Origin of the sequence: Porphyromonas sp. COT-290 OH860 (assembly GCF_000768935.1) — a bacterium.
In the GTDB taxonomy this organism is placed as follows: Bacteria; Bacteroidota; Bacteroidia; order Bacteroidales; family Porphyromonadaceae; genus Porphyromonas.
In genome coordinates this window covers 1-24112 of sequence record NZ_JRAR01000001.1, presented here as the reverse complement: position 1 = coordinate 24112, position 24112 = coordinate 1, and the positions used below count along the sequence as shown (strand labels likewise).

28 protein-coding genes and 1 riboswitch are annotated in these 24112 nt (G+C 50.6%); of the genes, 3 read left to right on the top strand and 25 right to left on the bottom strand.

Annotation, left to right across the window (positions count from 1 at the left end):
* Window positions 1–357: 357 nt before the first annotated feature.
* Window positions 358–666 (top strand): hypothetical protein, encoded by a 309-nt coding sequence (locus tag HQ41_RS00140; RefSeq protein WP_152567280.1) that lies wholly within the window; start codon window positions 358–360, stop codon window positions 664–666.
* A 67-nt stretch (window positions 667–733) separates the two neighbouring features.
* Here the strand turns inward: HQ41_RS00140 and rplQ are convergent, their stop codons facing one another.
* The 16 genes from rplQ to HQ41_RS00060 form a co-directional block, all read right to left on the bottom strand.
* Window positions 734–1198, bottom strand: a complete 465-nt coding sequence (rplQ, locus tag HQ41_RS00135; protein WP_044186283.1) for a 50S ribosomal protein L17 — start codon at window positions 1196–1198, stop codon at window positions 734–736.
* An 8-nt stretch (window positions 1199–1206) separates the two neighbouring features.
* Window positions 1207–2199, bottom strand: coding sequence for a DNA-directed RNA polymerase subunit alpha (locus HQ41_RS00130; protein ID WP_044186281.1), 993 nt, complete (start codon window positions 2197–2199; stop codon window positions 1207–1209).
* A 21-nt stretch (window positions 2200–2220) separates the two neighbouring features.
* Window positions 2221–2826 carry a 30S ribosomal protein S4 gene (rpsD, locus tag HQ41_RS00125; protein ID WP_044186279.1) on the bottom strand — a complete coding sequence of 202 codons (606 nt, stop codon included), beginning with the start codon at window positions 2824–2826 and terminating at the stop codon, window positions 2221–2223.
* Between the two features lie 237 nt (window positions 2827–3063).
* A complete protein-coding gene (gene rpsK, locus HQ41_RS00120; protein ID WP_044186277.1) occupies window positions 3064–3450 on the bottom strand; it encodes a 30S ribosomal protein S11 in 387 nt (128 codons plus the stop codon).
* 11 nt (window positions 3451–3461) lie between these two features.
* Window positions 3462–3842, bottom strand: a complete 381-nt coding sequence (rpsM, locus tag HQ41_RS00115; RefSeq protein ID WP_044186274.1) for a 30S ribosomal protein S13 — start codon at window positions 3840–3842, stop codon at window positions 3462–3464.
* 32 nt (window positions 3843–3874) lie between these two features.
* Complete coding sequence (gene ykgO / locus HQ41_RS00110) at window positions 3875–3991, bottom strand: type B 50S ribosomal protein L36 (protein ID WP_044186271.1); 117 nt, start codon at window positions 3989–3991, stop codon at window positions 3875–3877.
* Between the two features lie 16 nt (window positions 3992–4007).
* Complete coding sequence (infA, locus tag HQ41_RS00105; protein ID WP_044186268.1) at window positions 4008–4226, bottom strand: translation initiation factor IF-1; 219 nt, start codon at window positions 4224–4226, stop codon at window positions 4008–4010.
* Window positions 4227–4231: 5 nt separating this feature from the next.
* Complete coding sequence (map, locus tag HQ41_RS00100) at window positions 4232–5017, bottom strand: type I methionyl aminopeptidase (RefSeq protein WP_044186266.1); 786 nt, start codon at window positions 5015–5017, stop codon at window positions 4232–4234.
* 3 nt (window positions 5018–5020) lie between these two features.
* Complete coding sequence (secY, locus tag HQ41_RS00095) at window positions 5021–6361, bottom strand: preprotein translocase subunit SecY (protein ID WP_044186264.1); 1341 nt, start codon at window positions 6359–6361, stop codon at window positions 5021–5023.
* Between the two features lie 4 nt (window positions 6362–6365).
* A complete protein-coding gene (gene rplO / locus HQ41_RS00090; RefSeq protein ID WP_044186262.1) occupies window positions 6366–6812 on the bottom strand; it encodes a 50S ribosomal protein L15 in 447 nt (148 codons plus the stop codon).
* A gap of 24 nt (window positions 6813–6836) precedes the next feature.
* Window positions 6837–7013 (bottom strand): 50S ribosomal protein L30, encoded by a 177-nt coding sequence (rpmD, locus tag HQ41_RS00085; RefSeq protein WP_044186260.1) that lies wholly within the window; start codon window positions 7011–7013, stop codon window positions 6837–6839.
* Window positions 7014–7041: 28 nt separating this feature from the next.
* On the bottom strand, window positions 7042–7560 hold the full coding sequence (gene rpsE / locus HQ41_RS00080) for a 30S ribosomal protein S5 (protein ID WP_044186257.1): 519 nt from the start codon (window positions 7558–7560) through the stop codon (window positions 7042–7044).
* A 6-nt stretch (window positions 7561–7566) separates the two neighbouring features.
* Complete coding sequence (rplR, locus tag HQ41_RS00075; RefSeq protein ID WP_044186255.1) at window positions 7567–7914, bottom strand: 50S ribosomal protein L18; 348 nt, start codon at window positions 7912–7914, stop codon at window positions 7567–7569.
* Between the two features lie 20 nt (window positions 7915–7934).
* Window positions 7935–8486 carry a 50S ribosomal protein L6 gene (gene rplF, locus HQ41_RS00070; RefSeq protein WP_044186254.1) on the bottom strand — a complete coding sequence of 184 codons (552 nt, stop codon included), beginning with the start codon at window positions 8484–8486 and terminating at the stop codon, window positions 7935–7937.
* Between the two features lie 18 nt (window positions 8487–8504).
* Window positions 8505–8900, bottom strand: a complete 396-nt coding sequence (rpsH, locus tag HQ41_RS00065; protein ID WP_044186251.1) for a 30S ribosomal protein S8 — start codon at window positions 8898–8900, stop codon at window positions 8505–8507.
* Window positions 8901–9288: 388 nt separating this feature from the next.
* A complete protein-coding gene (locus HQ41_RS00060) occupies window positions 9289–9864 on the bottom strand; it encodes a 50S ribosomal protein L25/general stress protein Ctc (protein ID WP_044186249.1) in 576 nt (191 codons plus the stop codon).
* 850 nt (window positions 9865–10714) lie between these two features.
* On the opposite strand from HQ41_RS00060, the gene HQ41_RS00055 reads away from it, so the two are divergent.
* A complete protein-coding gene (locus HQ41_RS00055) occupies window positions 10715–11533 on the top strand; it encodes a glycoside hydrolase family 16 protein (RefSeq protein ID WP_044186247.1) in 819 nt (272 codons plus the stop codon).
* A gap of 106 nt (window positions 11534–11639) precedes the next feature.
* On the opposite strand, the gene HQ41_RS00050 is transcribed toward HQ41_RS00055, so the two are convergent.
* From HQ41_RS00050 to HQ41_RS00010, 9 genes are all read right to left on the bottom strand, one after another.
* Window positions 11640–11975, bottom strand: a complete 336-nt coding sequence (locus tag HQ41_RS00050) for a hypothetical protein (RefSeq protein WP_052405184.1) — start codon at window positions 11973–11975, stop codon at window positions 11640–11642.
* A 122-nt stretch (window positions 11976–12097) separates the two neighbouring features.
* On the bottom strand, window positions 12098–13090 hold the full coding sequence (locus tag HQ41_RS00045) for an electron transfer flavoprotein subunit alpha/FixB family protein (protein ID WP_044186244.1): 993 nt from the start codon (window positions 13088–13090) through the stop codon (window positions 12098–12100).
* Between the two features lie 14 nt (window positions 13091–13104).
* Window positions 13105–13890: an electron transfer flavoprotein subunit beta/FixA family protein gene (locus tag HQ41_RS00040; RefSeq protein WP_044186243.1), complete on the bottom strand. Its 786-nt coding sequence runs from the start codon at window positions 13888–13890 to the stop codon at window positions 13105–13107.
* 9 nt (window positions 13891–13899) lie between these two features.
* Entirely contained in the window at window positions 13900–15039 is a 1140-nt protein-coding gene (locus HQ41_RS00035; RefSeq protein ID WP_044186240.1) for an acyl-CoA dehydrogenase, read from the bottom strand.
* A gap of 117 nt (window positions 15040–15156) precedes the next feature.
* Window positions 15157–16512 (bottom strand): aldehyde dehydrogenase family protein, encoded by a 1356-nt coding sequence (locus HQ41_RS00030; RefSeq protein ID WP_044186236.1) that lies wholly within the window; start codon window positions 16510–16512, stop codon window positions 15157–15159.
* 30 nt (window positions 16513–16542) lie between these two features.
* Window positions 16543–17655, bottom strand: coding sequence for a 4-hydroxybutyrate dehydrogenase (locus tag HQ41_RS00025; protein WP_044186233.1), 1113 nt, complete (start codon window positions 17653–17655; stop codon window positions 16543–16545).
* A 9-nt stretch (window positions 17656–17664) separates the two neighbouring features.
* Window positions 17665–18960 (bottom strand): acetyl-CoA hydrolase/transferase family protein, encoded by a 1296-nt coding sequence (locus tag HQ41_RS00020; RefSeq protein ID WP_044186230.1) that lies wholly within the window; start codon window positions 18958–18960, stop codon window positions 17665–17667.
* Between the two features lie 20 nt (window positions 18961–18980).
* Window positions 18981–19289, bottom strand: coding sequence for a NifU family protein (locus HQ41_RS00015; protein WP_044186228.1), 309 nt, complete (start codon window positions 19287–19289; stop codon window positions 18981–18983).
* A gap of 4 nt (window positions 19290–19293) precedes the next feature.
* Window positions 19294–20754, bottom strand: coding sequence for a 4-hydroxyphenylacetate 3-hydroxylase family protein (locus HQ41_RS00010; protein WP_044186226.1), 1461 nt, complete (start codon window positions 20752–20754; stop codon window positions 19294–19296).
* 249 nt (window positions 20755–21003) lie between these two features.
* A riboswitch (cobalamin riboswitch) is annotated at window positions 21004–21204 on the bottom strand.
* Between the two features lie 983 nt (window positions 21205–22187).
* On the opposite strand from HQ41_RS00010, the gene HQ41_RS00005 reads away from it, so the two are divergent.
* The gene (locus tag HQ41_RS00005; RefSeq protein ID WP_235316865.1) at window positions 22188–24008 is read left to right on the top strand and encodes a tetratricopeptide repeat protein; all 1821 of its coding nucleotides are present in this window, start codon (window positions 22188–22190) and stop codon (window positions 24006–24008) included.
* The last annotated feature ends 104 nt before the right edge of the window (window positions 24009–24112 follow it).

Here is a 24112-nt window from a genome sequence, read left to right as displayed (position 1 = left end):
ACATTTTGGGGTATTTCTTCCCATCAATTTTGGGAGATGGGAGGACACATCGCAAGGAATTAGTCCACCAATCCCCAGAAATCTTCCCATCAATCTCTCGAGGACACCTCTCACTCCCTTACGAACTGTCGTCCTATTCCCCAAACTTCTTGACCAACCCATTAACACTCCTTAACCCAAAAGTAGCACAACTAGAAACTAAGCACTCTCCTCATAATAGTATCGGACAGAAGCCTAATTGGTTTTAGGTATGGCTATTGCCTTGGGAATTGTTTCTTTCACTACTTATAGGGATTGTCGCACAAAGGTTTTAGCAGGATATTTGCAGCGTAAATATGTATTCAGCTTAATATGAAGATGAAAAAGAACTACCTGATTTTGACGGGGCTTTTTGCCTCTGCCCTAGCGTGGTCTAGCGGAGAGCTGTGTGCCCAAAATAAACAACTCAAGGGGCGCATCATAGATCGAGAAACTGGGGAGGTGCTACCGGGAGCTACAGTGCGGACCAATCGAGGTCTGCATACTCTGAGCGATACTCATGGTAGATATAGCCTAGAGACAGACAGGGTCGACTCGCTCTTAGAAGGGGCTACAGCAAAAACAAATTTTGCCACAGCCCCTTCAGTACAAGAGCCATGCAGTAACAGATACAAGAACCTAGGCTAGAACAAAAAGAAATCGGGAGCATCACCACTAGGGCGATGCTCCCGATTTCTTTATATAGGTCGGAGAGTTATTCGGCAGAAGTTGCTTCTACTGCCTCTTCCTTAGCCTTGCCAGAACCACGACGTGAGCGACGTGTCTTAGCAGCCTTCTTCTCTTCGCTCTTGAGCATGTTCTCGTTGAAGTCTACAAGCTCGATGAAGCACATCGCAGCGTTGTCACCAAGACGGTTGCCAGTCTTGAGGATACGAGTGTATCCACCGGGACGGTCAGCGATCTTAGCAGCTACTGGACCGAAAAGCTCTTGGATAGCATACTTATTCTGTAGCTCAGCGAATACAACACGGCGAGCGTGTGTGCTGTCCTCCTTGGCACGAGTAAGCATAGGCTCTACATAAACACGTAGGGCCTTAGCCTTAGCTAGCGTCGTGAAGATGCGCTTGTGCAGGATCAGCGATGTAGCCATGTTGGAGAGGAGCGCTTCACGGTGAGCCTTCTTACGACCCAAGTGATTGAATTTCTTATTATGTCTCATCTGTTTACTTAGTCTTTATCTAGTTTATACTTACTAACATCCATTCCGAAAGTCAGGTGAAGACGCTCTAGGAGCTCATCAAGCTCTGTGAGGGACTTCTTACCGAAATTGCGGAACTTCATCAGATCATTTCTCTGATACCCTACAAGTTCGCCAAGGGTAAGTACGTTAGCAGCCTGCAGACAGTTCTTGGCACGTACAGATAGGTCTAGCTCATCGAGAGTGCTCTTGAGGAGCTGACGCATGTGTAGTGCATCTGAGTCGAACTCTTCACTTGGCTCGAAAACAACCTCCTCTACCTCGATCTTCTCATCTGAGAATAGGCAGAAGTGTTCTATCAGGATGCGGGCAGACTCCTTGAGAGCGTCCTGTGGATGAATGCTACCATCGGTAGTAATCTCTAGGATTAGCTTCTCGTAGTCAGTCTTCTGCTCCACACGATAGTTTTCGGTGAAGTACTTAACGTTGCGGATAGGAGTGTAGATAGAGTCAATAGCGATGCTCTGGAGCTCATCTACCTGCATATGCTTCTCGTCTGCTGGCACGTAGCCACGACCCTTATTGATCGTCAGCTCGATAGAGAGCGAATACTCTGGATCGATCTGGCAGATCACAAGCTCGGGGTTCAGCACCTCAAACGAAGAGAGCTTAGCGTTCATATCGCCAGCCTCAAACTTATCCTTGCCAGAGATCACTAGAGAGATCGTTTCCTCTGTAGCGTCCTTAACTAGGGGTTTGAAGCGAACTTGCTTTAGGTTAAGAATGATATTAGTAACATCCTCCAAGACACCCGGAATAGTAGCAAATTCATGATTTACGCCCTCGATCCGAATGGACGAGATGGCGTAGCCTTCGAGTGAGGAAAGGAGTATACGACGCAGGGCATTACCGATCGTAATACCATAGCCCGGCTCGAGAGGGCGGAACTCAAACTTAGCGAATGAGCCGGTCGCCTCCATCATGATTACGTTTTCGGGCTTCTGAAATGCTAATATTGCCATGTGAACTATATAGGATTATGATTACTTAGAATACAATTCTACGATCAACTGCTCCTTGATTTCTTCTGGAATATCAGCACGCTCGGGAGTGTGAAGGAACTTACCGCTCTTGCTTCTGTTGTCCCATTCGAGCCAAGGATACTTGCTGTGGTTGAAGCCTGTAAGAGAGTTCTCGATCACCTCCAAGCTCTTGCTGCGCTCACGCACACCTACTACCTGACCGGGTTTGAGGGTGTACGAAGGGATGTTCACAACCTGACCATCTACTACGATGTGGCAGTGTGAAACAAGCTGACGAGCAGCTGCACGAGTGCGAGCGATACCAAGGCGGAACACTACATTGTCTAGACGGCTCTCAAGGAGCTGTAGTAGGATCTCACCTGTTACGCCCTTAGTGCGCTGAGCCTTGTCGAAGAGGTTGCGGAACTGCTTCTCAAGTACACCGTAAGTGTACTTAGCCTTTTGCTTCTCCTTGAGCTGAATGCCATATTCGCTCGTCTTACGACGGCGGTTGTTTCCGTGCTGTCCGGGAGGATAGTTCTTCTTCGTCAGCACCTTGTCAGCACCGAAGATGGGCGCGCCCAGCTTACGTGCGATTTTTGATTTTGGGCCTGTATATCTTGCCATTTTATTCTTTCTTGTTTAGCGCCTCGAGAGAGAGGACGAGCTCAGTATTTGTGCGGAGAGAGCCAGAGCGGTGCAGCCGCGACCGGTTATGAGGAGAGGATAGAAATATGAAAGTATAGCCAATCTATTCACCAAATCTCCAGCCTGATGTATCCTCCGTCTTTTGACCTTGAGCTCAATCTATCTCATCGGCATCGTTGAATTATATAATACTTACTTCTTGCGACTAAGCGTGTATTACACTTTTCTTCTCTTTGGAGGGCGACAACCGTTGTGAGGCATTGGCGTCACGTCGATGATCTCAAGAACCTCGATACCTGCTCCGTGAATCGTACGGATAGCAGACTCACGGCCATTACCGGGACCCTTAACGTAAACCTTAACCTTGCGAAGACCTAGGTCGTAAGCAACCTTGGCACAATCCTGAGCAGCCATCTGAGCTGCATAAGGCGTGTTCTTCTTCGAGCTACGGAAACCCATCTTACCTGCGCTAGACCAGCTGATCACTTGACCATCGCTGTTGGCAAGGGATATGATGATGTTATTAAAAGAAGAGTGGATGTGAGCCTGGCCCACCGCATCTACGCGTACTACCTTCTTCTTTGCGACTGTTTTCTTTGCCATATCAACCTTTATTATTTAGTAGCTTTCTTCTTGTTTGCAACTGTCTTCTTCTTACCCTTGCGTGTGCGAGCGTTATTCTTAGTGCTCTGACCACGTAGTGGCAAGCCGATACGGTGGCGGACACCACGGTAGCAACCGATGTCCATAAGACGCTTGATGTTTAGAGAGATCTCACTGCGAAGATCACCCTCTACCTTATATCCAGCAGCGATAGCCTCACGGATAGCAGCAGCTTGATCATCAGTCCAGTCTTTTACCTTGATGTTGCGATCTACACCAGCAGCATCAAGAATCTTGGCTGCGCTACTACGACCGAGGCCGAAGATGTAGGTCAAGGCAATTTCTCCTCGTTTGTTTTGCGGCAGGTCAACGCCGACAATTCTTATAGCCATACTTATTTATTAGTTTGTGTAATGACGATTTACTAACCCTGACGCTGTTTGAACTTAGGGTTTTTCTTGTTGATCACGTACAGGCGTCCCTTGCGACGTACGATCTTGCAGTCTGGGGTACGCTTCTTCAAAGATGCTCTTACTTTCATATCTTCTATATATAACTTATTTGTATCTAAAGGATATTCTGCCCTTGCTTAGGTCATACGGAGACATCTCTACTTTTACCTTATCGCCGGGGAGGATCTTGATGTAGTGCATACGCATCTTACCCGAGATATGGGCTGTGATGATATGTCCGTTCTCTAGCTCCACCTTAAACATGGCGTTGGACAAAGCTTCTAGGATGACTCCATCCTGTTCGATTGCAGCTTGTTTCGACATAATTTCTAAAATTCTCGATCTCCTAATACTTCACTTATAAACTCGAACGAAGAGAGTATATCAGCCTTTCCTTCTCGAATGGCGACACAGTGCTCGAAGTGCGCCGATGGCTTACGGGTCTTGGTGCGAACCGTCCATCCGTCACGCTCGAAAGTCACATTCTTGCTGCCAATGTTGATCATTGGCTCGATGCAGATGCACATACCCGAGCGGAGCTCTGGTCCTGTCCCGCGACGCCCATAGTTGGGCACCTCGGGAGCCTCGTGCATACTCTGGCCGATGCCATGCCCCACCAGCTCACGCACTACGTGGTAACCTCTGGCCTCGCAGTACTGCTGTACGGCATGGCCAATATCTCCCACACGCTTGCCAGCTACCGCCTGTTCGATCCCTACATAGAGTGATTCCTTGGTCGTGCGGAGCAATGCTCGCACTTCGTCGGAGATCTCACCCACTGCGAAGGTGTAGGCGGAGTCACCCGTGTATCCGTCTAGCTTAGTTCCACAGTCCACCGAAACGATGTCGCCCTCTTGGAGCACCACCTTGTCGGAGGGAATGCCGTGTACCACATGATCATTAACCGAGGTACAGAGGCTACCGGGGAAGCCGTGATAGCCAAGAAAGGCAGGAGTCGCTCCGTTATCACGAATAAACTCCTCGGCACGTTTGTCTAGATCTTTGGTCGTTACACCGGGGGCGATAAGCTTAGCTACCTCGGCGAGGGTACGCCCCACCAGTAGGTTAGCCCGACGCATCAGCTCTATTTCTTCGTCTGTCTTTAAGTAAATCATACTTTAGTAAGCCGCTACCGAACCTGTTCTTCCCTTAATGCGACCACTCTTGAGTAGCCCATCGTAGTGACGCATCAAGAGATGACTCTCGATCTGCTGGAGGGTATCCAGCACTACACCCACGAGAATGAGCAGCGAAGTGCCGCCGAAGAACTGAGCAAAATCTTGTTTGATGCCCAAAAGTTGAGCAAAGGCAGGAAGAATAGCTACGACAGCCAAGAAGATCGCACCGGGTAATGTGATGCGGTCCATAATAGCATCTAGATATTCCTTCGTAGGCTTACCGGGCTTAATGCCGGGAATGAAGCCCCCATTGCGCTTTAGGTCGTCAGCAATCTGTGCAGGGTTGATCGTGATAGCCGTATAGAAATAGGTAAATACGAGGATCAGTAGCCCGAAGACTACGTTGTACCAAACACCTGTCATATCCGACATCGAGCGAACAAACGCACTATTCTCCCCTACTCCCATGAAGGTGAGGACAGACACAGGGATAAACATAATAGCCTGTGCAAAGATGATAGGCATCACATTGGCAGCATTCACCTTGAGAGGGATATACTGACGTGCGCCACCATACTGCTTGTTGCCCACGATGCGCTTGGCATACTGCACTGGCACACGGCGTGCACCCTGTACAAGCATGATAGCACCTGCGATCACGAGCAATAGGAAAACGATCTCAAAGAGGAACATAACCATACCACCAGCAGCTGCACCTAGACGAGCCATAAACTCGCCGAAGAAAGCGTGTGGCAGACGAGCAATGATACCGATCATGATGATGATCGACACACCATTGCCAAGCCCCTTATCCGTGATACGCTCACCGAGCCAAAGCACAAACATACTACCTGCAGCCATGATGAGTACCGATGATATAGTAAACCACCAGCCCTCGGGCACAGCACTACCTACCTCACGTAGCTGAGCGTCTAGGTTCATCAGGAACATAGGTCCCTGTACCATAAGCAACAGCACGGTTAGATAGCGTGTCCACTGATCAATCTTACGACGACCACTCTCTCCCTCGCGCTGGAGCTTCTGCATAGAAGGCACCACGATGGCAGCAAGTTGCATCACGATCGACGCCGAGATATAGGGCATGATACCCATGGCGAAGATCGAGGCGTTGGAGAATGCACCTCCAGAGAACATGTCCATCAGAGCCAGCAGACCCGTCGAAGTCTGTTCCTTCAACGAGCTAAGCTGAGCTGGGTCTATACCGGGGATCACAATAAATGAACCCAAACGATATATGATCACAAAAAACACTGTGGCGAGGATACGCTGACGTAGCTCCTCGACCGCCCAGATGTTTTTTAATGTCTCGATGAACCGCATAAGCCTAGAGTTTTACAACAGAGCCACCTGCTGCGATGATAGCAGCCTCGGCGCTCTTGGAGAAAGCATCTGCCTTAACTTCTAGCTTTGCCTTGAGCTCACCATTACCCAAGATCTTGACGAGCTCCTTGCCAGAGATAAGACCAGCCTTGGCTAGCTCCTCTTTGCAGATCGTCTGTAGACCCTTGCTCTCGGCCAGAGCCTGAAGGGTAGATAGGTTGATTGGTGAGTACTCTACACGGTTGATGTTCTTGAAACCGAACTTAGGCAGACGACGCTGAATAGGCATTTGACCACCCTCGAAACCAACCTTCTTTGAATAACCTGAGCGACTCTTAGCACCCTTGTGACCACGGGTAGAAGTGCCACCTAGACCGCTACCGGGTCCACGGCCAATTCTTTTACGCGTCTTGATAGAGCCTTCTGCAGGCTTCAAACTTGATAGATTCATATCTTGTAAGCTCTTTAGCGTTTATTATTCTACGATGCGAACGAGGTGCTTGACAGCACTTACCATTCCCAGAATCTGAGGAGTAGCTTCGTGCTCTACAACCTGATTCATTTTCTTGAGGCCTAGTGCATCTAGCGTTAGCTTCTGTACCTTAGGACACTTGATGCGGCTGCGAACCTGTTGGATCTTAATCTTTGCCATTGTTTGATCTCCTTTCCTAATTTAATTACTAACCCTTGAACACCTTCTCTACCGACACTCCACGATGACGAGCCACCGTCAGAGGATCACGCATTTCGCTTAGAGCCTCGATCGTAGCCTTCACTAGGTTGTGTGGGTTAGACGAACCCTTACTCTTGGCAAGCACGTCATGCACACCTACACTCTCGAGCACGGCACGCATAGCACCACCGGCCTTAACCCCAGTACCCGCACTAGCTGGCTTGAGGAACACACGAGCTCCACCGAAGGCAGCACTCTGCTCGTGAGGGATAGTACCCTTGTGTACAGGCACACGCACTAGGTTCTTCTTGGCAGCCTCTACGCCCTTGGCAATAGCAGCAGTTACTTCGCCTGCCTTACCGAGCCCCCAACCTACGATACCATCTTCGTTACCTACTACTACGATAGCCGAGAATGTGAACGTACGTCCACCCTTGGTTACCTTGGTTACACGGTTGATGGCAACCAATCTATCTTTTAGTTCTAAGTCGTTAGTCGACTTAACGCGATTTTCCATTCTTGCCATTTGAGATTAAAATTTAAGACCTGCGGCACGAGCGGCTTCAGCCAGTTCTTTTACACGACCGTGGTAGAGGTATCCGTTACGGTCAAACACTACAGACTCTATGTTAGCAGCCAGAGCAGCCTTAGCTACCTCTGCCCCAACTAGAGCAGCGACCTCCTTCTTTGTCTTCTCTGCGACATCCAGCTTGAGTGAAGATGCGCTAGCAAGCGTGCGACCAGAGATATCATCGATCACCTGTGCATAGATCTGCTTATTGCTACGGAAAACTGTTAGGCGTGGACGCTCTGCCGTCCCACTGATCTTACCGCGGATACGGGCCTTAATCTTTAGTCTTCTATTTTCTTTCTTAACCATGATTACTTGAGTTTTTGAGCTTACTTACCAGCTGACTTACCAGACTTACGACGGATAACCTCACCCTCGAACTTGATACCCTTACCCTTATATGGCTCAGGCATACGGAAAGAACGGATCTTCGTGCAAACCTGACCGAGAAGCTGCTTGTCTGCGCTCTCTAGGATGATAAGAGGGTTCTTGTTACGCTCACTCTTCGTTTCTACCTTGATCTCAGCAGGGAGCTGTAGATATACGTTGTGCGTGAAACCGAGTGATAGCTCGAGGATCTGACCCTGATTGGAGGCACGGTAACCCACACCTACTAGCTCAAGAGTCTTCGTGAAGCCCTGAGATACACCAGTAACCATATTATTGATGAGGGCGCGGTACAGACCATGCATAGAGCGATCCTGACGCTCCTCGCTCTGACGCTCTACCACTACTGTATCTCCCTCGATCTTTACTACGATGCGTGGGTCTACGCTCTGCTTGAGCTCACCCTTTGGTCCCTTTACTGTTACTACACCTTCATTCTGAGACACAGTAACGCCAGCAGGGATGCTGATAGGCAACTTACCAATTCTTGACATTGCTTGTACCTCCTACTATTAATAGATGTAACATAGTACTTCGCCACCAACCTTGAGCACACGAGCCTCCTTGTCGGTCATCACTCCACGGCTAGTAGAGAGAATAGCGATACCCAAACCATTGAGCACTCGTGGCATATCACGATACCCAACATACTTACGAAGACCCGGACGTGACACACGCTTGAGAGCCTTCAATGCATTCACGCGGCCAGTACGGTCGTACTTGAGTGCCACCTTGATGCTACCCTGTGGGCCTTCTTCGATGAACTTGTAGTTCAGAATGTAGCCCTTGTCGAAAAGGATCTTAGTGATCTCTTTCTTTAGATTAGACGCTGGGATCTCAACCACTCTGTGGCCAGCCTTCACTGCGTTACGCAGGCGCGTCAGATAATCCGCTATAGGATCTGTCATTTGAATAAAAAATTAAATTGATACGGAACGCCCGTACAATATTTAAAATTGGATTTATGATCTCTTGCTTCCCATAACCCGCTCTGTGCGACAGTGAAACACACAACTCGGAGCATAAAAAGCGTACAAATTTACGAATAAAATCTGGACTAACAAGAGTTGGCGCCAAAAACTTTGTTTCCAACACCTTACGAAGCACTCACAGCACCCCAATAAGCGAAGCAAAAAAACCAGCCCTTGCCCCTCGGATTGCTCGCCAGATTGGCATAAGCAACCTCTCCTGCACCTGCACAACAGAGAGCACCTACACAACGAAGCTGGGCTACATCGAAGCACTTGCTCCGACATAGCCCAGCTTATTTCTTGGTTTATGCTAACCTCTGAGGGATTACTTGCCACTCTTGGCCATAGCACCACGAGCCGCACGAGTCAGCTTCACAGCACATACTACAGCATTCTTGGCGTTCATGAGCTCAAGACCGTCGAAGCTAAGCGCACCCACCTGAATAGTCTTACCTAGACCAAGGTTAGTTACATCGATAAATAGCTTCTCTGGGATCTCTGTGTAGATAGCCTTAACCTTTAGCTTACGCATCTCAAGGCTGAGCTTACCCCCTGCCTTCACACCCTCGGCGTGACCAGTGAGGACAACAGGCACTTCGATGACTACTGGCTTCACATTATCAACTTCGAGGAAGTCTAGGTGAAGAATAGCATCTGTAACTGGGTGGAACTGGATATCCTTGAGGACGGCCTTAACTTCCTTACCATCGATCACTAGATCTATTGCAAAAATCTCTGGAGAGTAGATCAGGTTACGCACGGCTTCCTGAGTTACAGTGAAGTGAGTTACTTCCTTACCACCATAGAGCACCGCAGGGATACTCTCACTACCACGAAGAGCCTTAGAGGCCTTCTTACCGAGGTCGCTACGTAGCGCACCCTCGAGCTTGAATGTCTTCATTCTTGTCTTTTACTTTAATTAGTGTTACTCAAAATTAGCTTTCCTAATTTCCCATCACACGACACAGAGCTCACGCCCTGCCGATGCTTCGAGTCAATCGAAAAACGCCACAAAGATAAGGATTTATTCCCTAATAACATCTGCCTCCAATCAGCCTCACCTGCACGAGGCAGGGGTATGAGCTGCCTCGTGTCTGATTTTGAGGTCTAGACAAAGTAGTGGCAGCTCTACAAACAACCCCTCATATTGTTTTATCAAACATTTACACTCCAGTAGACATTTGAGCCCCTAACGAGGTTCTCCCAAGGTTAGAGGGGAGCAAAACAGCAGACTGCGTATTTAGCCCTTAGCGGGCTCTAGATTAAGTTTGACCTCGTTTTGGCACTTCTCCCCAGCCAAATGAAAACAACCGCTTAAAACGCACCTTTTGCAATCACCTAATAACCACATTAATAAAATCATTTCAGAGGCGGTTTGCCATGCCAGTCCCACATTTCTGAGCATTTCTTCCCTTCAATCTCTCAAGATTAGTGGACACACCTCTGCGGATTAGCCCATCAATCCGAATCAATCTGCCCTCCAATTTTCACCAACTACTCCATTGACCTTTATGAACTACTAGGCCATTCTATCAAATTCCTCCAAAAATCATTAACATTACTTAACTAAAAAGAAGACAAACAGACATCAATTTTCTAGGCTAATGGGAGCATACATATTCGGTCTAGAGGGCAATCTCGACCGCTTTACCCAAGGATCTGTCTACGCTACGAGGCGCAAAGGCACTCCGAGCCAGCAATTGTATTATTTTTGTGATAGATAGTTCAATCCAAATATCATACTTAGACCTATGAACCTCTACCAAAGCGTCAAGCTAGGCATCGCCACACTCCTAGTATCACTCGGCATCGCATCTTGTTCGTCCAAGCACAAAAGGGAGCCCGAAGTGCCCAAGCCCCAAGGGTGGCAACTGGTGTGGGCAGACGAATTTGACCGCTCGGATATTTTCGCAACCGGCGACTGGACGAAAATTCCACGAGGCAAACCCGATTGGTGCAATACGATGAGCGACCACGAGAGCCTATTCGACATCAAGGACGGCGTAATGATTCTACGAGGGCGGCGCAATGATGTGCTCCCAGAAGACCCATCGCAGCACCTCACGGGAGGGGTCTACACACGAGGCAAAAGACGCTTCGACCTCGGGCGCATTGAGGTGCGCTGCAAGCTACAAGCGGCACAAGGGGCTTGGCCTGCGATCTGGATGATGCCACACAAGGGCGAATGGCCCAAGGGTGGAGAGATCGACATCATGGAGCGGCTCAACTTCGACAGCTTTGTACATCAGACACTACACACCAACTACACATGGCATCTCAAAATCAAAGATCCAGTACCTACGACGACGGCTCCTATCAAGCCCGACGACTACAATGTCTATGCGGTGGAGATCCACACCGACAAGCTACGCTTCTTCGTCAATGGACAGCTAACGCTTAGCTACCCTCGAATTAAGGGGCTAGAGAATAAGGGGCAATTCCCTTTCGGCAAGGATTTCTTCCTGCTGATTGATATGCAGCTCGGCGGACAATGGGTCGGCGAAGTGAGAGGCCTCGACAAACCCGTAGAGATGCACATCGACTGGGTCCGCTACTACCAATGGAGATAGTCAACAAAACTAAAATGAGGAGGAAATCTACAACCTAGATTTCCTCCTCATTTTAGTTTTAGCTTCTTCTGTGTACAGAAGAGGTGGAAGCAGACTTGTATTATATTTAGTTCCCAGTCCAACGATACTGTCTACATTGATATGCTTGACGTGTTTCAAATTCTCGTTTATCCCTACTTATCGCCTTCTTCAGAAGTTTTCCAGCCGCTTGTCCCGCCAGCTTTTCGTCCTCAAACAAGTCGTACAAGACAATCATCGGAGTACCCTGCCAATAGTAGTTTTTCCCTCCCAAAAAGTCACGAGCAGAAAACCAGCTATCAGATTGAGTATTACACCAAGCGTAAACTAATCCTTGTAAGTAAGTGAGGATTTGCTCCTCTTGTTCTTTCGTTAGATTTCTCACATTAATAATGCGTGTCCCCGTTGATCCTTTCTTAAACATAAATATGGTAATTAATTGGTTAGACAATTACAAGGGTAAATAAAATATCGTCCTCGCAGAATTCAGTATAATTCCACAAGGACGATTAATTATTGCCAAAAGACCGCAAGCTCGGCCGTGGGTTATCGGCTGAGCTTTTTCGTTAGGGCGGGGAGGATTTGGTGCAGGTCGCCCACGAGGCCGAGATCAGCGACTCCGAAGATTGGGGCGAACTTATCCTTATTGATCGCAATGATGTACTCCGACTCCTCCATACCTGCTAGGTGCTGGATCGCGCCCGAGATACCACAAGCGATGTACACATCAGGGCGAACTGTCTTACCCGTCTGCCCTACTTGGCGTTCGTGACCAATCAGCCCAGCGTCTACCATGGCACGAGAGGACGAAACCTCAGCCTTGATGCAGTCCGCTAGTGCTCTTAGCTTGTCGAAGCCGTCGTGACTGCCGACACCACGACCACCAGAGACGAGGATATTCGCCTCAGTGATGTCCACAAGATGCTTCTCGGCCTTGACCACTTGCTTAACGCGCACCTTGGGGGCCTCTGTAGAGAATGCTACGGCGAAGCTCTCTGTCGTGCCAGTGCGGCTAGGATCAGCTGCTGCACGACGCATCACCCCGGGGCGAACGGTAGAGATCTGTGGACGATGTTCCTTACACAGGATAGTCGCACAGAGGTTACCACCGAAAGCAGGGCGGGTCATCATCAGATGGCCATCGGGCGACATATCGAGCTGCGTGCAGTCAGCAGTCAAGCCCGTCATCAGCCTAGCCGAGAGGCGTGGGCCTAGATCTCGGCCGATTGTCGTAGCCCCTAGCATCACGATCTCGGGCTTCTTGGCCATAATCACCTGATGAAAGGCATGGGTATAAGGTTCCGTTAGGTAATGCCCTAAGGCTGGGTCGTCCACAAGGATGACGTGATCTGCACCAGCTGCGTGCAGTTCGCTCGCCAGTGGCGTAATGCCCTCGCCCATAAGGAGGGCGGTTACGGTCATTGGCTTCTGCTCGGCCAGCTCACGAGCCTTGGAGAGTAGCTCGAAAGCGACGGAGCTGATCACGCCCTCACGCTGCTCGGCAAAGACCAATATGCCTTGATAATCTTGGATATTCATAAGCTAGCTAAGAATTAGATGATGAATTTTTCTTTGAGTTTCTCTAGGATCACGTCCGCAGCCTCCTCGGCAGTGAGATCTTCGTAGAGCACACCCTTGGCCTTAGCACCCTTGGTGAAGGACTTGCCGACGCGAGTGGGTGAGCCTTTGAGCCCGATGAACTGCTCATCGACGGTGATGTCTTCGCTGCTCCACAGCGTGATGGGGCGGTCGAAGGTCTCCATAATCCCACGCACATTCATGTAGCGAGGCTCGTAGCCAGAGGCAAGGATCGTCAGCACGCAGGGCATATCAACCTCAAGAATCTCGTAGCCCGTCTCCGTTTCCTTGCGCACCTCGAGGGTTCGCTCACCGATCTTCTTGGCATCTGCTACGTAGGTTACTTGTGGTAGACCTAGGTGTTCGGCAATCTGAGGGCCTACCTGTGCGGTATCTCCGTCGATTGCTTGTCGGCCAGTGATCAGGAGGTCAAACTCTAGGTTGCGTAGCGCAGCGGCGAGCGTGTAGGACGTGGCGAGCGAATCCGAACCGCCAAACTTACGGTCGCTCAGGAGAATTGCTTCGTCGACACCCATGGCGAAGGCTTCGCGCAGTATGGCTTCGGCTTGTGGAGGACCCATCGTGATGACCGTAACGTGCGCACCGAACTCATCCTTGAAGCGCAGGGCTTGCTCCAAGCCGCCCTTGTCGTCGGGGTTCATGATGCTGGGCACGCCGTCGCGGATCAGTGTTCCCTTCACGGGATCGATCTTAATCTCTGTCGTATCGGGGACTTGCTTAATGCAAACTACTATCTTCATATCGGTACATTATTTAAGTAAGTGCGAAGCGATCACGATGCGCTGCACTTCGCTTGTGCCTTCGTAAATCTCCGTAATCTTGGCATCGCGCATCATGCGCTCGATGGGATACTCTCGGGTGTAGCCATAGCCACCATGGAATTGGACAGCCTTGTTGGTCATCTTGACCGCGACGTCGGCGGCGTAGAGCTTAGCCATAGCCGAATCCATCGAGTAGGGCACACCATTATCTTTCTTCCAAGCAGCCGAACGTACTAAGAGGCGTGCTGCCTCGATCTCGGTTTTGAGGTCTGCCAGATGGAACTGTGTGTTCTGGAACTGAGCGATCGACTTGCCAAACTGCTTGCGCTCCTTGGTGTACTTGACCGTCTCGTCTAGTGCTCCCTGAGCAATGCCTAGAGCTTGAGCTGCGATACCGATACGTCCGCCGTCGAGCGTCTGCATCGCTACCTTGAAGCCTCCGCCCTCAAGGCCGAGCATATTCTCCTTGGGCACAATGCAGTCCTCCATGATGAGCTCGCAGGTAGCCGAGCCACGAATCCCCATCTTCAGCTCCTTCTTGCCGACCGTGAAGCCCGGCATATCCTTCTCAACGATGAAAGCGGTGATGCCCTTCGTCCCACGGCTCTTGTCAGTCATGGCAAAGATGATGTACACATGGGCGTATTCGGCATTGGTGATGAAGATCTTATTCCCGTTTAGGATGTAGTTATCTCCGTCGGGAACGGCCGTAGTCTGCTGAGCAGCAGCATCCGTTCCTGCGTTAGGTTCGGTCAATCCGAAGGCACCAATCCATTCGCCAGAGCAGAGCTTAGGCAGATACTTCATCTTCTGCTCCTCTGTGCCGAACTGATAGATTGGCGCGCAGCATAGCGATGTGTGTGCTGAGAGCACCACGCCCGTAGTGGCGCAGACCCGAGCGAGTTCCTCGATCGCCATTGAGTAGATCTGGTTGTTGGCGCCTGCTCCGCCGTACTTGGTAGGGAAAGGAATCCCCATCATCCCGAGCGAAGCCATCTTACGTACAGTCTCGATGGGGAAACGCTCCTCTGCATCGATCTCAGCAGCTAAGGGCTTTACCTCCTTTTCAGCAAAGGCACGGATCATTTGCAGGAAAAGTTCTTCCTGTTTGGTCTTGCTAAAGTCCATATATTATCGTTGTTGAATAGTTAATTCAAAGCTACTTTTAGGCTATTGGTCTAGGGAAGTCGAGAGGCTCTAAGGCTCTCTGCTCCTACCTCTCGCATGACTCCCCTAGAGCAAGCCCTACACGCGCCACATTTCCTCCTCCGTTGGCTCTACGATCTTGTCGGAGAGTGGAGCGATGCGAGAGATATTGAGCAGGTGTTTGTAGGTGAAGTTCTCTGAGATAGAGTTATTCCCCCAAGTGCCACAGCCCAAGGTGTTGGTTACGGCTAGGCCATTGCGGATATGTCCGCCAGCAGTCGTGGCACTAGGAGCATTGACTACGATACGCGAAACCGTTAGCTCCGAGCCTGCCAAAATGATATGCGCCTGATTGTTTGAGTGGATCGCTGCGGTGTGTCCGTTGCCTTCGTTCGCTAGATTTGTGCGTGCGATCTCTACAGCTTGTTCGAAATGTTCGTAGGCGAGTGTACACATCACGGGACACATCTTCTCCTTGCAGATGACGTCCTCGGCACCCACACCACGAGCCTCTACCATGATCACTCGAGTGCCCTCGGGGATACTGATACCAGCCTTATTGGCGATGAACTGAACGCTCTGACCAACGATGTCCTTGGCGAGGTGCCCATCCGAGAAAATTGCCTGACGGATACGATCGCCCTCTTCCTCAGAGCAGAAATACGCACCATGAGCACGGAAGGCATCGAAGACGATGGCCTTATCGGCCTGGTGATAGATCACGCTCTGTTCGCCCGAGCAAATGATGCCGTTGTCGAAAGTTCTGCCTGCGATGATCTTCTTAGCTGCGTCATGGTAGTCGATATTACGGTCTACGATCACCTGCACATTGCCTGCACCAACCCCGAACGAAGGCTTACCCGAGGAGTATGCCGAGCGTACCATATCCATACCGCCCGTAGCGACAACCACATCGACGGCCTTCATCAGCTCTTGAGTCTTCTCGATGCTTGGCTCCTCAATGATCTGAATCATCGCCTCTGGCACCCCGAATGGGGCGATCGCCTCCTTGATTAGGCGTACGGCGTGAGCCGAACAGTGCTTACTGCGAGGGTGAGGAGCCACGATGATAGCATTGCAGGTCTTCAGAGCGAAGATGATATTGCTCATGGGCGTTACGACTGGGTTGGTCGTTGGGGTGATACTCCCCACTACGCCGATAGGTTTGGCTACCTCGATCATACCCGTACGGTCGTCGATGTTGATGATGCCGACCGACTTCTTGCCCTTGAGGTTGTACCAAACGCCCTTAGACTTACCCTTACACTTGGCTACTTTGTCTTCATACACGCCCATCCCAGTTTCATCTACCGACTCACGAGCCAGCACCTCGGCGTTGTCATAGATCACTTTGGCCGCTGCGTGACAGATACGATCGACCGACTCTTGGTTGTGTCTGGCTTGAAACTCACGTTGAGCCTCACGAGCTAGACGGATCATTTCCTTGATTTCCATTGCTAGTTATTGGTTTGGTTGTTTAGGCTTCTAATAGAGTTGTGTATAGATCTGAGCGATTTCGTCCTCCGAGAAGGGAACGTAGTTATTCGCCAAAAGACGTTGCTGAGTGGCAAGTACAGCCTTGGCGAAGCCTCGGCATTCCTCCTCCTGCATACCATACTCACGGAGCGGACGGCGTGCGATGAGCTGACCGAGTAGCGCATCGAGTGCCTCGTAGACCTCGTTAGGCTGGCACTCTAGATGCTCGGCGAGCTTCTGCTCTAGGGCAACGATCGAGCCAGTGGGGTTCTTCTGATGATAGAGCTTGAACACAGCCGTGAAGAACTGATAGTTCGCCTCCCCGTGTGGCACGTGATAGTTCCCTCCTAGAGGGTACGATAGCGCATGTACAGCCCCTACACCGACATTGCCGAAGGCGATACCTGCCATATTCGCAGCCGTGAGCATCTCACTAGCGTACTCATGTCTAGCCTCAGGGTTGCCCGCAATCTTGCGGAAGACACCTATGATGATGCGCATAGCCTCTAGGCTAAAGATGTGCGAATAGGCATTGGCTCGGGGCGACACGTAGGCCTCGACAGCGTGGATAAGTGCGTCGATCGAAGCGGCTGCATAGAAGCGGAAGGGTAGGCCGCGAAGCAATTCGGGTATTATTACCGCATCATCAGCCACGATTGCATCATCGGCCAAGCCCATTTTGGTATGTCTGCTCTTGATTTCGGCGATTGAGATATTCGTTACTTCGCTACCAGTACCACAAGTGGTAGGTACGATGACCAGTTTCTTCGCCTTCTTCAGCTCTATCTTGCGTTCGAAAGCATCAAGCGCCGAGGTCAGTCCGTCCAAGACGAATAGCTTAGAAATATCGATGACTGTACCACCCCCAATCGCGATGACTCTGTCGTAGCTAATGCCCTTGAGGTCGCCGAGGATTTTATCCATCATTTCGTCCGAAGGCTCTCCCATACCGTAGTGCTCCTGCATGACGAAGTGGCAAGGCAGGCCGCAAGCCTTCATGAAAGGCTCGTAGAGGAACTCATTGGTAATCACGAGATCTCGCTCGCCGAGGGCGAAGGCTTCGGCGAAAGCCTTAAAGTCGGCAAACTCGTGAACTGTAGTTTTCAGTTTGAATAGTTGCATCACTTTACTCTATTTATTGAACTTCTGATCATAAAACTCTTGGAGCTCTGCCCTGAAGTCGGGATGTGCTATGGCAATTAGTGCCTCGGCTCGCTCACGCAGGCTACGCCCCTTGAGGTGCGCTACACCATACTCGGTGACGATGTAGTCCACTTCGTTGCGCGAGGTCGTGACGGCTGCACCCGTCGCTAGGTGAGGCACGATGCGCGAGGCCTTACCCCCACGAGCCGTCGAGGGAATGGCGATGATGCTCTTGCCACCACGAGACATTGACGCTCCACGGACGTAATCGACCTGTCCGCCCACTCCGCTAAACTGCTTATCTCCCATCGACTCGGCTACGACCTGCCCCATCAGATCGACTTCGATACAGCTGTTAATACTGATCATACGATCGTTCTGGGCAATGACTGCAGGGCTATTGACGTAGTCTACGGGGTAGAGCCAAACGTCTGGGTTCTTGTCCACGAAGCGATAGAGTTCCTCGCTCCCCATGAGGAAGGTAGAGACCATCTTGCCCGGATGCAAGCTCTTGCTCTTACCCGTAATCACGCCCGAGCGAACGAGCTCCACGACCCCGTCGGAGAACATCTCGGTGTGGATGCCTAGATCTTTCTTGTCGCCCAAGAAGAGCAATACAGCATCGGGAATAGCTCCTATCCCCAGCTGTAGCGTCGCTCCGTCGGGAATCAGGCTAGCACAGTGCCGCCCAATGGCTTGCTCCACCTCGCCTGCCTTAGCCTTGGGAATGGTGTAGAGTGGATAGTCGCAGAGGACGATATGGTCTAGTCTGGAGACGTGAATGAGGTTATCGCCACCGACGAAAGGCATCTGCTTATTGACCTCGGCAATGACTAGACGAGCACGCTCTGTGGCAGGCTTAGTATAGTCACAGGAAATCCCGAAGCTACAGTAGCCCTCGGCATTGGGCTCGGAGACCTGAATCATCGCGACGTCGATGTGTAGCAGTCCCTCACGCATCATCTTGGGCACTTCGTGGAAGTAGATCGGGCAATAGTCGGCACGGGCCTCATCGACTGCGGTACGAGAGTTAGCTCCGACGAAGTTGGTACGATGGCGGAAGTGTCCGGCCATCTCTGGGAGCATATACTCCCCCGGGCCGAGACAAAGCATGTGATAGATATCAACACCCTCGAAGGCTTCTTTCTGCTCCGTGAGTGCCTTGACTAGCGTCTGTGGTACGGCTGCGGCATGCCCTAGAGCGATGCGCTCGCCACTGCGGATGTGTCGAACGGCCTCGGATGCTGTTGTCTGCCGCTCTTTGTAGGTTTCGGTCCAGTTCATAGCGTAGGTTTTGGTTGGTTCTAAGGTTGGAGTTTGCGCTGACGTAGGATTGCTTTGGCTTGCTGGAGCAAATCTTCGCTAACGCCCTGCCGCAGGGCTACTTGCAGGGTATCGTCGCCGAAAGCCTCACGGACGATGCTCTGGACGACACGCTCCATAGTGTCGTTGAGCGAAGGACAAGAGCTACACGAACCGAGGAAGCGTACCCGAATGAGCTTACCCTTGACTTCTACGAGCTCTAGATCGCCTCCGTGCTGAAGCAAGAGGGGGCGAACCCTCTTGCTAAGCACTTCACTCACGTTCTCAGTATTGAATGACAAAGCATTCATATCTCTATTGATCTAGCGATACGTCTATCTTGGCGATCTTGCGTGCTAGCTCCTTCTTGCCTTCTAGGTCGCTCTGGCGAGCGATCATGATGCGCTGTGCTTGAGGCGAGCCAGCTCCGTGCATACTCTCGGTACGGTATCCCACGGCTGCCGTACCCAGTGTGATATTCTCTATTAGGCGTAGTATGCGCATACGGTTCTCTACGTTTTTGCCCTTAGCTCCTACCATATACTTACGTACTACCTTGCCAAGCTCGGGGTGGCGTAGGTCTGCCTCGCTAGGCATCGTCACCATGATACCGCCTGCTATATCCTCGGCGAGGCGTGCGATCTCGTAAGGGAAGCGAGTAATGTTTTGCTTACATACGTTAGCCAGTAGCAGGTCTACCATGTAGTTGCCAGCTTTCATGGGCTTACCCTCGCTCGAGCAGGCGATACCACAGGCGTATAGGGTTTCGTTCAGGTGCGTCATCTCGATGATCTTGTCCTTGATGTGGGTAGCCTTAGGTACGCCATTGTAATCGGCAGCAAGTGCAGCTGCACCGATCAGCACGTCACCCACACCGACCTTACAGCCTCCGTAGCTCTGGCGATGGTAACCAGCGAATCGCTCTACCATAAGGCCAGCGAACTGATACTCACGGCACATGAATACACGGTCATTGGGAATAAACACTCGGTCGAAAACGACAAGTGCTTCGTGGCCACCAAACTCAGTATTACCGGGGTCGATGTCGTGATACTCCTCACTCTTGCGTGTGTCGCAGCTCTGTCGGCCGTAGATCATGAGGATCCCCTCGGCGTCGCTAGGGCAAGCAAACGACACGGCATAGTCGGCATCCTCCTCACGCATGGCGATTGTGGGCATGATGAGATGTTCGTGCGAATTGACGGCACCCGTCTGATGCGCCTTCGCTCCCGAAACGATAATCCCGTCCTCACGTATCTCGTCGATATGTAGATAGAGATCGGGGTCTTCTTGCTGCGAGGGTGAGAGTCCACGATCCCCCTTGGGGTCGGTCATGGCTCCATCGACCACGAGGTCATTGTCCTGCACATACTTTAGATACTCGACAAAGCGCTTATGGTACTCAGTGCCCAGCTCCTCGTCCATCTCATAGGTAGTAGAGTAAATGGCGTTGAAGGCGTCCATACCTACACAGCGCTGGAAGCACGATGCGGTCTTCTGGCCTAGCAGGCGCTGCATCTTAACCTTGTTTTTGAGGTCCTCGGTGCTCTGGTGTAGGTGACAAAATCGGTTGATACGCTTGCCTGTAAGGTTCGACACTGCGGTCATGACCTCTTGATACTCGGGCATCTGCGCCAGTTCGTAGGTCATACCCACAGAGTTCATAGAGGGGCGAATGATAGGGTGGTCTACGGGATTGTCGATTTTCTCACCCATGAACCAGACATTCAGGTTCATCTTCCTGAGGCTGTCTTCGTACTCTTTTCTGGTCATCATATCGGTCTAACGGTTATCAGTGAAACGTTTAAGTAATAATTCCGATAGTTAAGTTTGGCACGCACGAGCCCCGAGGTCTGCCGACGCAGCATCTCGCATAGCACTCAAAGTCTACGCACAAGTATCCACAACAGCATATTGCATCGAGGTACAATATCCCTCAACGCACAGCGGAGCACGAGCCTAAAATAGTTTTAGTCTTGTCTGAATTTATTTCGGTCGCTTCGTCACCTCTCTACCCCAAGGTGGGAAACATCGCTTGTCATGGGCAGGTCTTCTGACTTCTCCTAGTTTTACGCCTTCCCGCTTGTCTGTAATAAGCCTAAGCAGTGGCATCGGAATGTAAAACTATTGTGTCTAATGGAGTTACAGCTGGGGGGACAGTCCCGGTCTTGCACCGTAGTTCCCTTTTAAGCCAATCGATTGACTACCGACTGATCACCTATGACAGAGGCAAAGATAGAAACAATTATGGAATAAAATACACAATCAGCATTTTTCTGTAATAAATTCTCTCCTTAACCCACCTCCACTACTCTGAAATATATGGACAACAAAAATTTACATTTGCTGATTACATTTATAGTGTATTGAATGCAATCTGCTGGAGGTTAGGTTCCGAGAGTGGAGGTCTTGTATTTGGGCTCTAGGAGGCTCTAGATTGAGCGCAGTGGCGTTTAGGCTCCTTGGCTCCAGAGAAGTGGAGNAGGTTAGGTTCCGAGAGTGGAGGTCTTGTATTTGGGCTCTAGGAGGCTCTAGATTGAGCGCAGTGGCGTTTAGGCTCCTTGGCTCCAGAGAAGTGGAGATCGTCGCTTACAGAAGATGCTTTTAACTTGTTATCAACTAGGGTTATAGATGCATTCCTGGAGGTGTTCTGCTCCTTTGTGGCACATTTCTGGGCGTTTCTTCCCATTGATTTCTTCAGATTGATGGACACATCACAACAGATTAGCCCATCAATCCGAATAAATCTTCCCATCAATTTTTCCCAGCCCCTCTGGCGCCCTTTACAAACTACTACCCCATTCCCCAAAATCCGAGCATAAATCCTTTACATACCTTAACAGAAACTTAGATCAACAACACCCGTTTATCCCCTATCTGCCAGCTATATATCTTGTGGCTAATAGGCGAAATGGCAAAAAATCTGACTTTTTTGCTTAAATTTGCAATCTGATTTTCCTTATACTTTCACTTACATTAGAGTTGTATTTATGCCTAGTCTACACAAATACCGCTGTATTAGAAGCCTGAAAGCATTTACCAAGAAGCGGTTTAATCACAGAAACTTATCTAAGTACACGGATTTACTCAAAAGGACTGTAACCCTCTCCAAGTGCAAAAGCTATTGCACCAATATCATACTCAGTATTATCTCCAGCATGATCGTTTGGGTGGGCTGTGAGATACACAGAGGTTTTACCAATCGCCCCATGAAGCAGTTAGGGCAAGCTATAGACAAGACTTTGGCCAATCTAGATGCCGATTCGCCAGAGGAGCTCAAGCTGCGCCAGAGGCTCGACGAGTACCTCCAGTCGCCCGACAGTACCACCGCAGCCATGTCTGAGCAAGGCAAGCTCATGGATCAGTTTAATCAGAACCTTGCCCAAGAGCAAGTTGCTTTCAACTACATCAGCCGCAAGGAGAACCAACAGCAGCTAGAGCAGATACAGATGGGCATCAGCGAGCTGCTCAACATCACCGAGGGGCTAGGTATAGACCCACGCAAGGTAGACTCGTGTCTGGAAACTCTCCCCTTCCGCTCGGGTGTAGAGGCAACCAATCAGGCGATCAGAGAACTCGGGCATCAGGGCGCTATATCACCCGTCGTGGAGAAACTCCTTATGTCCTTCACCAAGTACCTATTCTCCTACTCCAAGGATATGCAGAAGGAGATTGACCTGCTGCATAGCCAAGGCAATCGGCTACTGGCTGGGACACTACAAGCCATACAGAGGGTTATCACCGAGGAGAGCTCGGCGAGCCTTACCGAGGTCTACGAGGAGTACAAGGTCAGACAAGGAGAGGAGGAGGTTGATGTGCTCAAGGTATTCATCGAGTCTGCACTGGTCAAGCTCGCCTTCGATGAGGCATGTACCTTCTATGAGCGTCTACTCAAGCTCGCCCCAAGCGCCATGCACCACTACGAGTTCGCAGATCTACTACACTCCTTGGGCGAGGAGGGGAGAGCTATGGGACACTACCAAGAGGCTCTAGAGCTGTACCGCAAACTCAGCAAACGCAACCCGAGAGTCTACAAGCCATATATCGCTGCCACGCTTAACCAACTAGGGTTGATATTTCAGAAAAATGGCAAGATAGATTCAGCTCAGAGATACTATAGCGGTGCCCTTAGGATGTACAGACAGCTAGCCAAATACTTGCCCAGAGAGTATCAGCCCAATGTGGCTATGGTGCTCAATAACCTAGGCAATCTATACAACGACGCCAACGATCATAAGCGAACCAAGCAGTACTATTCTGAGGCGCTGCGACTGTACCGACAGCTCGCCAGGCAGGCTCCTCATGTCTATCAGCCACATCTGGCCAGTGCACTCAACAATGTAGCCATACAGCTCAAGAAAGAGGACCGTCTGGAAGAAGCCAAGCGCTACTACGAGGAAGCACTAGAAATCAAGCGCAACCTCTCGCAGGAGAACCCACAAGCCTATCTGCCGAGCATAGCTCTGACGCTAAATAATTTGGCCATACTACTCAAGAAGATGGGGCAACTACAGCAGGCGAGGGGGTACTACGAGCAGTCGCTACAAATCAAGCGTAAGCTGGCTCTACAGAAGCCACTGGTGTACCTGCCAAGCATCGCTATCACGCTCAATAACCTAGGTGCCTTGCTGATGAAGACGGATGAGCTTGCTGCCGCCCAAGCTCACTATGAAGAGGCTATAGGAATCTACCGAGAGCTCGTGACACAGCGCCCCGAGTCCTATCGCCCCGCCATAGCGATGCTCTTGATCAACCTAGCCCTACTCTACCACCGCCAGCGCCAATATACCGAGGCAATCGCTGCCTACAAAGAGGGCATGGAGCTCAAGCGTCACTTGGCTGAGCAGTATCCGGCTGTCTACGAGCTGGACTACGCCGAGGGTATACTCTTGGGCAATACGATACTGGGCTATTCGCTCAGTCGGGTGCGAACGGCTAAGCAGATCATCGACAGGTACCCAGATAGCCCCAAGGCACAAGCTCTACAACAGGCCATCGCAGAAGGCCTGAGAAGTGCTGAGCAGGTCTAGCGAGTCCGTCGGCAAGCCTTGATACTAGAAGGCGTTTTGTGTGTCCTCATATACCTTAAACTTAAAAGGGTCTGCGCCAAAATCAAATTTTGACACAGACCCTT